The 15,722-nt window shown below is 70.8% G+C and carries 14 protein-coding genes and 1 pseudogene; 10 read left to right on the top strand and 5 right to left on the bottom strand.

The annotated features are described in order from the left end of the window. Positions 1–570: 570 nt before the first annotated feature. Complete coding sequence (gene dnaA / locus ABZ671_RS14655) at positions 571–2,367, bottom strand: chromosomal replication initiator protein DnaA (RefSeq protein ID WP_357856897.1); 1,797 nt, start codon at positions 2,365–2,367, stop codon at positions 571–573. Between the two features lie 575 nt (positions 2,368–2,942). Here dnaA and rpmH point away from each other — a divergent pair. The 9 genes and pseudogenes from rpmH to ABZ671_RS14610 all read left to right on the top strand — a co-directional run. Further along, positions 2,943–3,080, top strand: a complete 138-nt coding sequence (gene rpmH, locus ABZ671_RS14650) for a 50S ribosomal protein L34 (protein ID WP_007073824.1) — start codon at positions 2,943–2,945, stop codon at positions 3,078–3,080. A 34-nt stretch (positions 3,081–3,114) separates the two neighbouring features. After that, positions 3,115–3,528 (top strand): ribonuclease P protein component, encoded by a 414-nt coding sequence (rnpA, locus tag ABZ671_RS14645; RefSeq protein ID WP_357856894.1) that lies wholly within the window; start codon positions 3,115–3,117, stop codon positions 3,526–3,528. Between the two features lie 41 nt (positions 3,529–3,569). Then, on the top strand, positions 3,570–3,809 hold the full coding sequence (yidD, locus tag ABZ671_RS14640; protein ID WP_357856891.1) for a membrane protein insertion efficiency factor YidD: 240 nt from the start codon (positions 3,570–3,572) through the stop codon (positions 3,807–3,809). Positions 3,810–3,813: 4 nt separating this feature from the next. Then, on the top strand, positions 3,814–4,785 hold the full coding sequence (gene yidC, locus ABZ671_RS14635) for a membrane protein insertase YidC (protein ID WP_357856888.1): 972 nt from the start codon (positions 3,814–3,816) through the stop codon (positions 4,783–4,785). A 214-nt stretch (positions 4,786–4,999) separates the two neighbouring features. Next, on the top strand, positions 5,000–5,587 hold the full coding sequence (locus ABZ671_RS14630) for a R3H domain-containing nucleic acid-binding protein (RefSeq protein WP_357856886.1): 588 nt from the start codon (positions 5,000–5,002) through the stop codon (positions 5,585–5,587). Positions 5,588–6,059: 472 nt separating this feature from the next. After that, complete coding sequence (rsmG, locus tag ABZ671_RS14625) at positions 6,060–6,815, top strand: 16S rRNA (guanine(527)-N(7))-methyltransferase RsmG (RefSeq protein WP_357857141.1); 756 nt, start codon at positions 6,060–6,062, stop codon at positions 6,813–6,815. Between the two features lie 246 nt (positions 6,816–7,061). Next, positions 7,062–8,396, top strand: coding sequence for an AAA family ATPase (locus ABZ671_RS14620; protein WP_357856882.1), 1,335 nt, complete (start codon positions 7,062–7,064; stop codon positions 8,394–8,396). Positions 8,397–8,423: 27 nt separating this feature from the next. Continuing rightward, entirely contained in the window at positions 8,424–9,467 is a 1,044-nt protein-coding gene (locus ABZ671_RS14615; RefSeq protein WP_357856879.1) for a ParB/RepB/Spo0J family partition protein, read from the top strand. Between the two features lie 530 nt (positions 9,468–9,997). Further along, positions 9,998–10,588: pseudogene (locus tag ABZ671_RS14610) on the top strand (hypothetical protein); the annotation flags it as partial. Between the two features lie 146 nt (positions 10,589–10,734). On the opposite strand, the gene ABZ671_RS14605 reads toward ABZ671_RS14610, so the two are convergent. Both ABZ671_RS14605 and ABZ671_RS14600 read right to left on the bottom strand, forming a co-directional pair. After that, positions 10,735–11,733 carry a D-alanine--D-alanine ligase gene (locus ABZ671_RS14605; protein ID WP_357856876.1) on the bottom strand — a complete coding sequence of 333 codons (999 nt, stop codon included), beginning with the start codon at positions 11,731–11,733 and terminating at the stop codon, positions 10,735–10,737. An 8-nt stretch (positions 11,734–11,741) separates the two neighbouring features. Then, on the bottom strand, positions 11,742–13,055 hold the full coding sequence (locus ABZ671_RS14600; RefSeq protein ID WP_357856873.1) for a PLP-dependent aminotransferase family protein: 1,314 nt from the start codon (positions 13,053–13,055) through the stop codon (positions 11,742–11,744). Positions 13,056–13,345: 290 nt separating this feature from the next. Between ABZ671_RS14600 and ABZ671_RS14595 the strand changes: the two genes are divergently transcribed. Next, positions 13,346–14,014 carry a GNAT family N-acetyltransferase gene (locus ABZ671_RS14595; RefSeq protein WP_357856870.1) on the top strand — a complete coding sequence of 223 codons (669 nt, stop codon included), beginning with the start codon at positions 13,346–13,348 and terminating at the stop codon, positions 14,012–14,014. Between the two features lie 15 nt (positions 14,015–14,029). Here ABZ671_RS14595 and ABZ671_RS14590 read toward each other — a convergent pair whose 3' ends face one another. Together ABZ671_RS14590 and trxA are read right to left on the bottom strand one after the other, a co-directional pair. Then, positions 14,030–15,190, bottom strand: a complete 1,161-nt coding sequence (locus ABZ671_RS14590) for an N-acetylmuramoyl-L-alanine amidase (protein WP_357856866.1) — start codon at positions 15,188–15,190, stop codon at positions 14,030–14,032. 200 nt (positions 15,191–15,390) lie between these two features. Then, positions 15,391–15,714 carry a thioredoxin gene (gene trxA, locus ABZ671_RS14585; protein ID WP_350932183.1) on the bottom strand — a complete coding sequence of 108 codons (324 nt, stop codon included), beginning with the start codon at positions 15,712–15,714 and terminating at the stop codon, positions 15,391–15,393. Between the last annotated feature and the right edge of the window lie 8 nt (positions 15,715–15,722).

Raw genomic sequence — 15,722 nt, 5'->3', positions numbered from 1 at the left:
GGTGATGATTGGTTTTTGTTGTTTAGAAGAGATAACTCATCGTCTTCATCGCACCTGTGCAAACTGTGGAAAACCGGCGTCTGCGCAGGTCGGACAGGTTATCCACCGGTGGGTTAGCTGTGGAGAACCAGGGGTATAACTCGTGTCTTGGTCCACAGGCACGGTCGCGCCCCGGGTTGTCCACCGCTGTCCCCAGGTTGTCCACCGCTAATCCACCGGTTTTCTCCCCAGGGCTGTGGACAGGCCGATCCCGCTCGATCGACGTTGTCCCCAGAACCTTCAACAGGCAACCCACAGGTCGACCGTCGTCGGTGGACAACCGCCCCGTCATCCCCAGGTATCCACAGCTCTGTCCCCAGGAGTTGTCCACAATCTGTGGGTAGCTGGGCCGGGACCACACGTAGTTATCCACCGCCTGTGACACAGGGGGTGTGGACAAGCGGGAAGACCTGTGGACGAACACGACACCGATCGTGCGCCCTCAACCGGGTTGAGGGTCAAGCTCCGGGCGTCCACAGGTACGAAAAGGCCCGGCCGGATGATCCCGGCCGGGCGCTGCACCACCGTCGCTCAGGTGGTCTGCTTGATCCGGTTGGTCAGCTCGGCGATCTGGTTGTAGAGCGAGCGCCGTTCCGCCATCTGCTGGCGGATCTTCCGGTCGGCGTGCATGACGGTGGTGTGGTCCCGGCCCCCGAAGGCCTGCCCGATCCGGGGCAGCGACAGGTCGGTCAGCTCGCGGCACAGATACATGGCCACCTGCCGAGCGTTGACCAGCACCCGGGACCGGGAGTGGCCGCGCAGATCCTCCAGGCTCACCCCGAAATAGTCGGCGGTGGAGACCATGATCTGGTCGGCGGTGATCTCTGGACCGGCGCCATCGGGGATGAAGTCCCGCAGCACCTCCTCGGCCAGCGACAGCTCTACCGACGAGCGGGTGAGGCTGGCGAAGGCGGTGACCCGGATCAGCGCGCCCTCCAGTTCCCGGATCGAGTTCGACACCCGGGAGGCGATGAACTCGAGCACGTCCGGCGGGGCGTAGAGGCGCTCCTGCGCCGCCTTCTTCTGCAGGATCGCGATCCGGGTCTCCAGGTCCGGCGGCTGGATGTCGGCGAGCAGGCCCCACTCGAACCGGGTACGCAGCCGGTCCTCCAGCGTGGCCAGCTGCTTGGGCGACCGGTCGGAGGTGATCACGATCTGCTTGTTGGCGTTGTGCAGGGTGTTGAAGGTGTGGAAGAACTCCTCCTGGGTCCGCTCCCGGTTCTCCAGGAACTGGATGTCGTCGATCAGGAGGATGTCCACGTCCCGGTAACGGCGCTGGAACGCGCTGGTCTTGTCGTCGCGCAGCGAGTTGATGAAGTCGTTGGTGAACTCCTCGGTCGAGACGTACCGGACCGAGCGGGCGTTGCCCAGCGTGGTGGCGTAGTGGCCGATGGCGTGCAGCAGGTGGGTCTTGCCCAGCCCGGAGCTGCCGTAGATGAACAGCGGGTTGTACGCCTTCGCCGGCGACTCGGCCACCGCGACGCTCGCCGCGTGCGCGAAGCGGTTCGAGGAGCCGATGACGAACGTCTCGAACATGTACTTCGGGTTGAGCCGGTTGCCACCGGCTTCCGTCCCGCCCGGGAGTCGCCGGTCGACCGGGCCGCCGGGGCGGTGATCCGGCCCACCACGGCCGGGGCCGCTGTCCGTGGCGTCGCCGCGCGGCAGGCCACGCAGTGATGCGTCGGGGGTGTCGCGGTATCGGGGCTCGTAGCCACCGGCGTCCGGGAGCGGCTGGTCGAAGGCCCGGCGCTCGTCGGCGGGGTGCAGCCGCTCGGCGAAGGCGGCGCTGAACAGCGTGTCCTGGCCGTCGCGGCTGGCCGGGATGAGCGGCGGCGGGCCACCGTCGGGGATGCGCTGCCGTGGGGCTGGCTCCTCCGGCGGCTGCGGGCGATCGTCGACGTACGCCGGGGGCTCAGGTCGGGTCGGATAACCGAGCTCCGGGAAACCGGGCACCTCGGCCGGCGAATCGGGCTGGGCCAGGCCGGCGAGCAGATCCGGCGACGAATCCCGCGCCGCCGGCTCCAGCCCGCTGCGGTAGACAGCACCGGCCGGGCGGGCCCCGCCGTCCTCGGCGACGCGTACGGTGACGGCGACCTGGATCGGCCGGCCGAGTCGCCGGCTCAGTGCCTCGGTGATGGCCGGGCGGAGTCGCGACTCGATCACGTCGCGGGTGAAGGCGTCCGGCACCGAGAGCAGGGCGGTGTCCTCGACGATCGCGCGCAGCCGGGTGAGTCGGAGGTATGCCCGCTGCTGCGCGGAGATGATCTCGTCGGCGAGCTCGTCCGTCGCCGCCGACCACACCGCGGCCAGGTCCGTCGTTCCGGTCACCGTCGTGGCACCCCCTCGCCTCTGCTCACGCCCGCCCGGACGGCTGACCGGTCGTCATCCACAAGTTATCCACAGCCTGTGTGTACCGACCGATTGTGACCGCCCACTGGACGCGGGTCGGATCTACCCCCTGGTTCCGGAGGCGTTGGAAGCGGGTTCACCGTGCCGAACGATTACCTACCTTGTCCGGTCTTGCCGGTCACGACAACCCGGACCTCCGACGCTGACCGCAATCGCGCACGCTAACAGTGCGGACCCTCCGCCATCAACCGTCGACACCGTGGCAGCCTTCTCAACATCAGTGAAAACCGCCTCTTTGGCGGGTTTCCCGGCAAGGGCCGGGCAGCCGAGTGTGATGTTTGACGGTCATTGCCCCCCTGCGTAGGCTGGATCGGCTGCGCTGTCGCCCTCTGCTAGGGTGATGGGTGCTTGCTGTCCGCGGTCGCTGCCCCGCATCGCCGAGGTGCCGCGTCGTCGGGCAGCACCGATCGGAGGCCACCGGCGAGGGTGGCCTGGACCACCACACGACCCCGGGCGATCCGCCGCGCGGGGCGTACGACAACGGAGAGCCTGACGTGAGCAAGCGCACCTACCAGCCGAACAACCGCCGGCGCGCGAAGACCCACGGCTTCCGGCTGCGCATGCGCACCCGTGCCGGCCGCGCCATCCTTTCGACCCGTCGCGCCAAGGGCCGCGCCCGCCTGTCGGCCTGAGCCGACCGGTCCGGTCCGGGGGACGGGTGCAGTCGTGCTGGCCGCCGCGCAGCGACTGCGGCGCAGTAGCGACTTCGCCGCAGCGGTCCGGGGTGGCCGACGCGTCGGCCGAGGCGCGGTCGTGGTGCACCTGACCCTTCCCGAGCAGACCGGACACCCCGCGACAGACCTGCCGGAGCCGGTGCGGACCACCGGTGCGGAGACCTCCGCACCGAGCCGCGCCGGCTTCGTCGTGTCCAAGGCGGTCGGCAACGCTGTGGTCCGGAACAAAGTCCGCCGGCGGCTCCGGCACCTGGTTCGCGAGCGCCTCGGGGGGCTGCCCGCCGGCAGCACCCTGGTGGTCCGAGCGCTGCCACCGGCCGCCGAGGCGTCGTACGCTCGACTGGGGGCCGACCTGGACGCAGCCGTCGCCGCTGCGCGGGCCCCTCGGGGGCGGCGACCTCGGTGAGCGGGGTCACCGCCGCGGAGCGGCGCACAACCGGTGCCCGCATGCTGCTGGCACCCATCATCGCGTACCGTCGGTGGATAAGTCCGGCACTGCCGGCCCGCTGCCGCTTCTACCCGTCGTGCAGTGCCTACGCCGTGGAGGCGATCTCCCGGCACGGCGCGCTGCGGGGAGCCTGGCTGACGGTCCGACGGTTGTCGCGCTGCCACCCCTTTCACCCAGGTGGACACGACCCGGTGCCAGAGCCGGGCGAGGGCCGCCGCGCCGACGTGACTGGAGCCTGAGAAATTGAGTCTTGACTGGGTCTACTACGCGATCTCGTGGATCCTGCTGACCTGGCACTCGGCTTGGGACGCCATCGTGTCGGGCGGAGCCTTTATCGGGACGAACTGGTCGTGGATCCTCGCCATCGTCTTCCTGGTGGTGACGATCCGGGTCATCCTCTTCCCGGTCTTCGTCAAGCAGATCAAGTCGCAGCGGGCCATGCAGGCGCTCCAGCCCAAGGTCAAGGAGCTCCAGGAGAAGCACAAGGGTGACCGGGAGACGCTCCAGAAGGAGATGATGGAGCTCTACCGGAAGGAAAAGGCCAACCCGCTGATGGGCTGCCTTCCGATGCTTCTCCAGATCCCCGTCTTCCTCGGCCTGTTCCACACCCTGAAGCGGCTCAAGCCGACCAACGATCTGAAGACCCTGTACGGCTGGAACGTCGACCAGTTCGACAGCGCCTCGCACGCGAAGCTCTTCACCGCCCCGATCTCCGGCCGGTTCGGCTCGACGGCCGACGAGTTGGCCAGCCTCGGCGCGAACGGCACGACGGTCAAGGTGGTCGCCGGTGTACTGGTGCTCATCATGATCGCCACGACGTACCTGACCAGCCGTCAGATGATCCTCAAGACCGGCTGGGCGGAGGACCCGCAGCAGCGCATGGTCCAGCGGCTGATGCTCTACGGCATCCCGGTCTCCCTGCTGGTCTCCGGCTCGATCTTCCCGATTGGCGTGATCATCTACTGGGTCACCAACAACCTGTTCACCCTCGGCCAGCAGCAGTGGGTGCTGCGGAAGTTCCCGCCGCTGGTGCCGGTCAAGACGGGCGCTCCGGCGCGGACCACCGCCCAGCCGGCCAAGAGCGGTGGCCTGCTCGGTCGTAAGGCCGCCCCGCCGGCCGCGAAGGCCCCGGCGACCGCCCCGAAGGTGGCCGGCCCGAAGCCCGGTGCCAAGCCGGTCAACCCGAAGAAGGGCCCCGCCAAGCGGCAGGGCTGAGTGTCCGGGCCGCCGCCGGAAACCTGGCGGCGGCCCGTCCGGCCCCTGAGCTGCCACCGTACGGTCGGCGCCGGGCCGGAACCGCCGCGCGGGAGCGCGGTCACGGGCGAAACTGCCCGTACAGACGTGACCGAGGCAACGGCGATACCTCCCGCCGGCCTCCGGAAGACCAACGGACCCGACGGTCCGGCCGAGCGAGTACGGAGATGAGCCCGTGACCGACACCAGCATCCCCAGCGCCGACCAGTCCCTGGACGACGAGACCTCGTCGGCCGTCGCCGTCGAGGAGGCGGAGGAGACCGAGGCCGAGCCGGAGGCACGGGAGAAGAAGGCGCCGGCCGACAGCGACCTGTTCCGGCAGAGCGAGATCGCCGCCGACTACATCGAGGGCCTGCTCGACATCCTCGACTACGACGGCGACATCGACGAGCTGGTCTCCGGCGGCCGTCCGGTCGTCGAGGTGGTCGGTGGCCGGCTGCAGAGCCTGGTCGGCCAGCGCGGTGCCACCCTGGAGGCGATCCAGGAGCTGGCCCGGCTGGCGGTGTTCCGCCAGACCGGCTCGCCGAGTCGCCTGCTGCTCGACATCGGCGGCTACCGGGCCACCCGGCGCAAGGAGCTGTCCGCCGTCGCCAGGAACGCGGTGGAGAAGGTCAAGGAGCACGGCGAGCCGGTCCGCCTGGAGCCGATGTCCGCGTTCGAGCGCAAGTGCGTGCATGACGTGGTGAACGCGATGAGCGGCGTGGAGAGCGAGTCCGAGGGCGTCGAGCCGAACCGCCGTATCGTCGTCCGGCCGGTGGACTGACCGGGTGACCCAGGACGAGACGACGGCGGGTGCCGTGCCGGGCCCGGGTGGCGTGCCACCCGGGCCGTCGCCTGTCCGGCACGACCCGACCGTTGACCCGGTGTTCTCCGACGCGGATGCGGCCGGCGCGGCCGAACCGCCCCTTCCCGGCCCGCCGGCGGTTGCGGTCGACCCGAACTTCTCCGGGGCCGCTCATCCGGAAACGGCGCAGCCGGTGGACTCCTCGGGCGAGGTGACCCCGACCTTCTCCACTGAACGGGTGGCGTCGACCGAGCTGGCGGCTGTGCCCGAGCCGGCCGAGGTCGCGCCGGTGGCGTTCGCGCAGCCGTCGGCGCCCGTGGCCGAGCCCGCCCAGGCCGCTCCGGTCGGTGCCGTGGCCCCGGTGTTCGCCGAGCCGGACGTCGGTGCGGGTGGGCCGCCCAGTCCGTCTCTCGTGGACAGTGCCGGAGGTCCGACCGAGCCGGGCACGTCCGTGGACCAGCCGGCTTCGACGCAGGCGACGCTGCCGCCCGAGCTTGCGCAGGCCGCCCACACGCTGTTCGGTGACCGCCTCGACCTGGCCGCCGCGTACGCCGAACTGCTGGCGACGGACGGCGTGGTCCGCGGCCTGATCGGCCCCCGTGAGGCTCCCCGCATCTGGGAGCGGCACCTGCTCAACTGCGCGGCGATGGCCGAGCGGATCCCCGACGGCGCGAGCGTGCTCGACGTCGGCTCCGGCGCCGGGCTGCCCGGCCTGGTCCTGGCGATCGCCCGGCCCGACCTCACGGTCACCCTTGTCGAACCGCTCGCCCGGCGGACCGCCTTCCTCGTCGAAGCGGTGCAGCAGCTCGGGCTCACCAAGGCGGTCCGGGTGTTCCGGGGGCGGGCGGAGGAGGCGGCGGCCGGTACGCGCGACAGCGCGCCACTCAGCGCCGACATCGTGACGGCGCGGGCGGTCGCCGCGCTGGACCGGCTCGCCGCCTGGTGTCTGCCCCTCGCGGTGCCCGGCGGGCGGCTGGTGGCTCTCAAGGGCGCCTCGGCCGCCGAGGAGATTGCCGAGCACACCGAGGCGGTGTCCCGACTGGGTGGGGGCGAGCCGGAACTGCACCAGTGCGGAGTTGGGGTCATCGATCCGCCGGCCACCGTGGTCGAGGTGGTCCGGGAGCGGGTGGTCGGCCCGGTGCGGAAGAAGAGCCCGAAGCGGTCGCGCGGTGGTCGCCACCGAGGCGGACAGGGCCGGGGTCGCTGACGCCGCAAGGATTCCCGCGATGCCGGTTCGGCCGGAACTCGGTGCGATCCAGCCCATCGGTCAGAACCCGACGTGGACCCGCTGCGCCTGTGCGCCGTAGGCTGGCCGCGCGTCGATAGTGTGGAGCGGCGGTGCCGGGTGGCACTCGAACCCGACCGCTGTCCGCCGGGCCGTACGCCGCGCCGGGAGCGCGGGGTCTGATCGACGGAGTGCGGGCCGACCATCCGGAGCGGGCGGGGATGACAGGTGCATGACGACGGCAGGTACGACGACCCACGGGTGACGAGGCCAGGAGCCGACCCCGTTTCACGTGAAACCGACTACCAGGGCTGGCCAGCGGGGGATGACCCCCGCGACCCAGCCGCGACTCCGCCGGCTGTTCACCCGGAGGCGCCCGTTGCGGGTGCCGTGCGGTCGGCTTCATCCGGGCCGGCGAACGTACCGCCGGCACGCGAGCCACACGAACCGACCGGCCGGCCGGCGAATGCGCCCAGCCCGCGCCCGGTCCCGGTGCGTGGCAACGCGGCGGTCCCCGGGCGTTACGAGCCGCAGCCGCCGGGGTCGGTCCTGCCGCAGCAGGCTGCCCCGGACGTGGCGACTGAGGCGGGGATGCCGTCCGACACGCCACCGGCTGGCAGCTTCGGTGTCGAAGCCGCCCCCAGCACGTACGTTTCACGTGAAACCGAAACCCCGACGCGCGAAGAGGATGACCCACCGTTGGCTATGGAGGCGATGCGCGCCGTGCAGATCCTGAATCCCAGTGGCGAGGTGAGCATGCCTCGGCCCGCCCGGACCCGGGTGATGTGCGTCGCGAACCAGAAGGGCGGCGTGGGTAAGACCACGACCACGGTGAACCTGGCGGTGGCACTCGCCCTGCACGGCAACCGGGTCCTGGTGGTCGATCTGGACCCGCAGGGCAACGCCTCTACCGGGCTGAACGTCCCGCACCACACCGGCGTACCCGACGTGTACGACTGTCTGATCGACAGCGTCCCCTTGGAAGAGGTGGCGCAGGCGGTCGAGGGCATCCCGAACCTGTGGTGCGTGCCGGCCACCATCGATCTTGCCGGCGCCGAGATCGAGCTCGTGTCGGTGGTCGCCCGGGAGTCCCGGCTGGCCCGCGCCATCGCCGCCTACCCCGGGCATTTCGACTACGTCTTCATCGACTGCCCACCCTCGCTCGGCCTGCTGACCGTCAACGCGTTGGTCGCTGCGCAGGAGGTGCTCATCCCCATCCAGTGCGAGTACTACGCGCTGGAGGGCCTCAACCAGCTGATCAACAACATCAACCTGGTTCGCCAGCATCTCAACCCGAAGCTGGAGGTCTCTACCATCCTGCTCACCATGTACGACCGGCGTACCCGGCTGGCTGACGCCGTGGAGCAGGATGTGCGGAATCACTTCGGGGACAAGGTGCTCCAGGCCGTGATCCCCCGGAACGTGCGGGTTTCCGAGGCACCGAGCTACGGACAGTCGGTGGTGACCTACGATCCCGGTTCGCGGGGGGCGACGAGCTACTTCGAGGCCGCCCAGGAGATCGCCGAGCGAGGGGTCAAGGAGCCGGTGAGCCGGAATGCGTAGTGCGGAGAAGTCGCTGGGAGGCATCGCATGAAGAACCGTCCTCGTGGCGGTCTGGGCCGAGGGCTCGGTGCCCTCATTCCGACCGGGCCGGTGCCGGGCGGTACCCCGGCGGGTGCCGAGCCGGACAGCGGTGCGGCAGCCGTTTCGAGCCCACCCGTAGCCGGCGCGGCCGCCGTGCTCGGGGCGAGGGCGGGCCTCGTCCCGGCGGTGGAGCCTGAGCCAGAGCCTGAGCCACAGCTGAGCCCGGTGCCGGGAGCTCGTTTCGCCGAAATATCGGTCGACGCCATCGTGCCGAATCCGAAGCAGCCCCGGCAGGTCTTCGACGAGGAAGCGCTGGAGGAGCTGAAGGTCTCGATCCAGGAGGTCGGCTTCCTCCAACCGATTGTCGTGCGGCAGCTCGACGGCGAGAAGTACGAGCTCGTGATGGGCGAGCGGCGCTGGCGGGCGGCCCAGGCGGTTGGCCGGGAGAACATCCCCGCGATCGTGCGGGACACCAAGGACGACGCGATGCTCCGGGACGCCCTGCTGGAGAACATCCACCGGGCCAACCTGAACCCGCTGGAGGAGGCGGCCGCCTATCAGCAGCTCCTGGAGGAGTTCGGAGCCACCCATGAGGAGCTGGCTCGCCGGATCGGGCGCAGCCGGCCGCAGATTTCGAACACGATCCGTCTGATGAACCTACCCGCTCAGGTCCAGCGCCGAGTGGCCGCCGGGGTGCTTTCCGCCGGCCACGCCCGGGCGCTCCTCAGCTTGGAGGACGGCGAGGCTCAGGAGCAGCTCGCCAAGCGGATCGTTGCCGAGGGCATCTCCGTACGCGCCACCGAGGAGTTGGTGGCGCTGGCACTCGCCGACGGGCCGGCGAAGACCCCGGCGGCCAAGCGACGGTCGAAGCCGCACGCGCCAGCGCTGTCGGATCTGGCCAACCGGCTCTCCGACCGGTTCGACACCCGGGTGAAGGTCGACATCGGCCGCAGCAAGGGCAAGATCACCATCGAGTTCGCTACGGTCGACGACCTGGAGCGAATCGTCGGCATCATCGGCGTGGGCCAGGAGGACCAGCCCGAGGAGTGAGCCGGCTCGTCGGATCGACCGCGTGGTCCCTGTCGGACTGCGCGGTCGAGTCGTCTTCCGGGCGGGCTGCGCAAGCCCGTCCACAGTCTGCGGGTTGATTGGACGCGGGCCTGCCCCGTTTCACGTGAAACAGGCGATGCGCTGGTTTCACGTGAAACGGGGCAGGCCACGCGGTGCGATGGGTGCCTGAGCCGACCTGCGAGCGAGCGATCGGATCGGCCGGCCGAAGGGCGAGAAGACCGGCCGGAGGCCGGTGCCGATCACCGGTTCGATCGTTGGGAGAGATGGGTCCGGGGCCGGTGGAAAACTACCCCCGGTTATCCACAGCCCCTATCCACAGGCTGCCTTCGTTTCACGTGAAACAACGAGGCGAAACCCTTACTGAGCTGTGGATGGCGCGGTGTGGCGATGCTCTCAGCGGCCTGTGGACAACGCGGTGGATAACCTTGGCGCCGGCCGGGCGAAGCCGCTTTGTCGGCAGCGGAATCAGGGTAGGGACAGCGGCCGTCAACTGGACTAGGGTCAGCCTCGTGCAGGACACCCCTCCTTCAGTTCCGGACTTCACCCAGTGGCCATCCTTCCCGTTCGAGGGCGGCCTCCGTGTCAAGCAGCTCGACGATCCGGTGCCGGTCGAACCGCCCCGCCGGGGCGAGGGCAGCCGGGAATGCACCGCCTGCATCGCCCCGGACGAGGCGTACATCTGGGTCGGTGAGCGGTGGCGGGTACGGGCGATGGATCGGCCCACCGGCCTTCCGATGGTGCTGATCCTGGAGTCCCGCTCCCATCTCGATCTCGGCGATCTGCCGAACCTGCTCGCGGCCGAGCTGGGTGTGATGACCGTCCGTCTGGAACGGGCCATCCGCTCCCTGGACGGCGTTGCCCGAGTGCACGTCAATCGCTGGGGGGACGGCTCCGCGCACCTGCACATGTGGTTCCTGGCGCGGCCGTACGGGCAGCTGCAGCTACGGGGTACGTTCCTGTCCCTGTGGGACTCGATCCTGCCCCCGATCTCCGAAACGCAGTGGCGGGAGAACCTGGCTCTGGTCGCCGCGTGGCTGGCCGAGTTCGGCGGCCGTCCGCTCGCCGAGCCGCCCCGAATTCAGTGGCAGGCGCCGTCGAGCCTCACCGCCTCGGTCGACCCGGACGTGGACGAGGTCGACGAGGAGACGGTCTCGGTGATCGAAGCCGCCGAGGAGATCCCGGAGCCGGCGGGCGACGCGAAGATCGAGCCGCAGCTGAGGTCAGAAACCCAGCCGGAGGAAGGTCGCTAGGACCGGCGGGCGGCGGCTCGGCTGACCAGTGAGCCGAGCAGCCGCCCGAAGTCCAGCCCGGCCGCCTGGACGGCCAGCGGCAGCAGCGAGGTCTCGGTCATCCCCGGGGAGACGTTGACCTCCAGTACGTGCGGTTCTCCGGCCGCGTTGACGATCAGATCGACTCGGGAGAGATCACGTAGGCCGAGCGCGCGGTGCGCGGCGAGCGCCACCTGGGCCACCCGCTCGGTGGTCTCCAGATCGAGGCGGGCGGGCGCGTGCCAGGTGGTGCGGCCGGCGGTGTACCGGGCGGCGTAGTCGTAGACGCCGTTGCGGGGCACGATCTCGACCGGGGGCAGGGCCTGCGGTCCCTCGCCCAGGTCGATCACCGACACCGCCACATCCATGCCCGGCACGTAACGTTCCACGAGCGCCGTCTGGTCGTACGCGAAACAACCGACCATCGCGGCCGGCAGCGACCCGGCCTCCCGGACCACCGCGGCGCCCAGTCCGGAGCCGCCCTGCGCCGGCTTGACCATCAACGGCAGACCGAGCCGGTCGACGATCCGGTCCAGCACGGCCACCGCGCCCAGCTCGGAGAAGCGGTCGTGCGGCAGGGCCACCCAGTCGGGGGTGGGAATGCCCGCCTCGCGCAGCACCGCCTTGGCGGACGGCTTGTCCCAGGCGAGTCGGGAGGCACGGGCGTCGCAGCCGACGTAGGGCACGCCGCAGAGGTCGAGCACCCCGCGCAGCGAGCCGTCCTCGCCGGTGGCACCGTGCAGAGCGACCACCACGGCATCCGGCGGGTCGGCGGCCAACGCGGGCAACAGGGCCACGTCGGCGTCCCGCAGCTCGGCCTGCACACCGACCGCTCGCAGCGCGTCGAGCACCCGCCGGCCGGACCGGAGCGAGACATCCCGCTCGTAGGAGAGCCCGCCGGCGAGCACCAGCACGTGCAAATCGTCGATGTCGGAGAGATCGGTCACGGAGGTGTGGGTGGCGGAGCTGGCGACCATGCGGGGCATCATGCCAAGTCGGGACCGGGCGCGTCCGAGCCACCCTGCCGGCGCCGTGGCCTTGAGCCGCCGACCGCGCCGAAGACCTTGCGCATGGCGATCTCCTGCTCCATCACGCCAGCCAGCCGGCGGACGCCCTCCCGGATCCGCTCAGGGGGCGGGAAGGAGAAGTTGAGCCGCATGTTGCCGGCCCCGGTGCCGTCGGCGTAGAAGCCGGTGCCGGGGACGTAGGCGACCCGGGCGGTGATGGCGCGGGGCATCATCGCCTTGGCGTCCAGGCCGTCGGGCAGGGTCGCCCAGACGAACAGACCGCCGCTCGGGGTGGTCCAGGTCGTGCCGGCCGGCATCAGGTCCGCCAGCGCGTCGAGCATGGCGTCCCGGCGCTCGAGGTATACCTCCCGGTAGACCTTGAGCTGCTCGCGCCACGGCATGGTGCCGAGGTACGTCGAGACGGCGGCCTGCGCGTACCCGCTGGGGCAGAGAATCTGCGCCTCGCTGGCGATGACCAGCTTGTCGCGTACGGCGTGCGGGGCGAGGATCCAGCCCACCCGCAGGCCGGGCGCGAAGGTCTTGGAGAAGGTGCTCAGGTAGAAGACGCCGTCGCGCCGGCGGGCCCGCAGCGGCGCGGGCGCCTCCCCCTCGAAGCCGAGCTGGCCGTACGGGTCGTCCTCGACCACCAGCAGGCCGGCGCGCTCGCAGATGTCGAGCACCCGCTCACGCCGTTCCTCGCTGAGCGTCACGCCGGTCGGGTTCTGGTAGGTGGGGATGGTGTAGAGAAACTTGACCCGGCGGCCGGTTCGGGCCAGGTCAGCGATCGCCGCCTCCAGCGCCTCAGGGATCAGCCCGTCGGCGTCCATCGGCACGTGCGCGACCTGGGCCTGGGCGGCCTGGAACACCCCGAGCGCGCCGACGTACGTCGGGCCTTCGGCGAGCACCACGTCGCCCGGGTCCAGGAAGAGCCGGGCCACCAGGTCGAGCGCCTGCTGACCGCCGACCGTGACCACCACGTCCTCCGGCGAGGCGCCGCACGACGCGTCGATCCCGGAGAGGGCCATCACCTCGCAGATCCGCTCGCGCAGCTCCAGGGTGCCCTGCCCGATGCCGTACTGAAGGGTGGTGACGCCGTGCTCGCCGCCGAGCCGGCCGAGCATCTCGCCGACCGCGTCGAGCGGCAGCGCCGCGATGTAGGGGGCGCCACCGGCGAGCGAGACCACCTCCGGCCGGCTGGCCACCGCGAAGAGCGCCCGGATCTCGGAGGCCGTCATCCCCCGGACCCGGCGGGCGTACCGGTCGGTGTAGTCGTCGAGCGTTGTGCCGGTCATGACATCACCTCGATCGGATCTCGGCGGGGGCTGCCGCCCGGTGTGGTACCCGCATTGCCGGCAACCATGGCGGCGCGGGACGCCGTTCGGTCGATCGTAGTCCGCACTGGCCAAGGCTGGCCCCGCCCGGCGATGTTACGTCCACATCCCGGACCCGCTCGGGTGGGCGTTCGCGCGTCCTCTCCCGTACGGTCGGCTGGGGGCGTACGATCGCTCGTCGGGGGCAGGGAAGGTGGCGGCGTGAGCACCGCGCTGGTTTCAGCTTTCGAGCCATTGGTGGGGATGCGCTGATGTCGCGACGTCTGGTCAGTCTGACCCTCGACACCCTCGAGGATCTGCCTCGCCGTTGCCGGCGCTGCGTCTACTGGGAGCTGGATCCGGTTTCGGCCGACCGGGCGTGCGCCGCAGGTGACCCCGGGCTGGAAAAGGAGGCCTGGGTTTCCCAGACCCTGCTGGAGTGGGGCTCCTGCGGCAAACTCGCGTACGTCGACGGCATGCCCGCCGGTTTCGTCATGTACGCCCCGCCGGCGTACGTTCCGCGCTCGATGGCCTTTCCCACCTCGCCGGTCTCCGCGGACGCCGCGCTGCTGATGACCGCCAGCGTGGTGCCCGCCTTCGCCGGCGGCGGCCTGGGCCGGATGCTGGTCCAGGGGGTGGCCCGAGACCTCACCAAGCGGGGCATCAAGGCGATCGAGGCGTTCGGGGACGCGAAGTTCGGTGACGACGGCGCGGACGACCCGGTCCGGGCCTGTCTGGCCCCGGCCGACTTCTTCCTCTCGGTGGGATTCAAGACGGTGCGTCCGCACCCCCGCTACCCGCGTCTGCGGCTGGAGTTGCGCACCGCGCTGAGCTGGAAGTCCGACGTCGAGTACGCGTTGGAGAAGCTGCTCGGCTCGATGAGCCCGGAGACGCTGCTGCGCCCGGTACGCCCGGCCCCGGCCACTCGCGCCCTGGGCTGAGCGGCGCGGCCCGCCTCAGTCCGCCACCGTGCCGGCGGCGACGATCGCCCGCAGCTCGCTGACGTCGATCGAGCCGGTGGGAACGTCTCGCTCGATCGGGAAGTACATCCGTTGCACCGCGGCCACGATCGCCTCGACGATCCTGTCCCGAAACCCGGGGTCGACCAGTCGACCCCGGTCCTCGGGCGAGGTCAGGTAGCCCACCTCGACCCGGACCGCCGGCATCCTCGTCAGCCGCAGCAGGTCCCACGCCTTGGCGTGGGTACGGCAGTCCCGCAGCCCGGTTCGGGCGACGATCTCCCGTTGCACCAGGCCGGCCAGCCGCTCGCCAGTGGCCGAGGTGACGCCGTTGTCGGTGCCGTAGTGGTAGGTGGCCACCCCGTTGGCCGCCGGGTTGGCATGCCCGTCGGTGTGCAGCGAGATGAAGACGTCCGCGCCGAGCGCGTTGGCGAGTTGGGCGCGGTCGGCGTCCGGCAGGCAGGTCTCCGGCGACGGGCCGCGGGTGAGCTGGACCCGTACGCCGGCGGCGGCCAGCCGCCCCTCCAGCCGGCTGGCCAGGTCGTGCACGATGTCCGCCTCGGTCCAGCGCAGCGGGCCGTCGGGCACCACCTCGCCGGGGTCGGTGCCGCCGTGCCCCGGGTCGATCACCACGGTCCGCCCGACCAGGGTCGGCCCGGCCTGGCGGATGGCGTCGGACTCGCGGAGCCACTGCGGCCGCCCACCGACCACCTTCCGGCCGAGGCGGCGCAGCGTGTTCATGGTGTGCGGCCCGCAGGCGCCGTCCGGCGTCAGCGCCATCTCCCGCTGGAACTGCGCGACGGCCCGCGCGGTGCGGATGCCGTAGATGGCGTCGGCGCGGCCCACGTCGTACCCCATCTCGAGCAGGCGTTCCTGGAGCGACCGGACGTCCTCGCCGATCAGCGGCTCCGGCACGGCGTGGTACAAGGTGCGGGCGCCGAGCCGCCAGCGGGCCGCATCGAGCGCCCGCCAGGTCTCCGCGCCGACCCGCCCGTCCACGCTGAGCCCGCGGGACTGCTGGAACGCTCGGACCGCACGTTCGGTCTCGGCGTCGAACTCGTCCCGCCGGTCGTCGGACGGGAGCAGCTCGAGGCCGGTCAGCACGGTACGGATCTCGGCCACCGCAGGTCCCCGGTCACCGGGTCGGATGGGACGCACGACGACCCCCTCTGCACGGACGCTGGCCGGGTATTCCGACGGAGGTGCTGCCCCTCGCTGGGGACGCCTACGGAGCGTACCGTGCCGATCACCAGCCGGTTCCCGGGTTCGTCCAGGTCAGGGGCCGTCGAGGCGGGGAATGCGGAAACCCCCGTGCCCGGGGTACCGGCAACGGGGGTTTCGGCGGGTGGAACGTCGACTCAGAGCGCGGACTCGATGAGCTTGACCAGCTCACCCTTGGGCTTGGCGCCGGCGATGGACTGCACCGGCTCGCCGTTCTTGAAGACGGTGAGGGTCGGCACCGACATCACCCGGTAGGTGCGAGCGGTCTCGGGGTTCTCGTCGATGTTGAGCTTGACGATGCTGACCTGGTCACCCATCTCGCCTGCGATCTCCTCGAGCAGCGGCGAGACCTTGCGGCACGGCCCGCACCACTCTGCCCAGAAGTCGACCAGGACCGGCTTGTCGGACTTCAGCACGTCGCTCGCGAAGCTCGCGTCGGTGACCGCCTTGGTTGCTCCCACTATGACCC

This window comes from Micromonospora sp. NPDC006766, assembly GCF_040636055.1.
GTDB lineage: Bacteria > Actinomycetota > Actinomycetes > Mycobacteriales > Micromonosporaceae > Micromonospora.
This window is presented reverse-complemented; position numbering and strand designations above follow the sequence as displayed.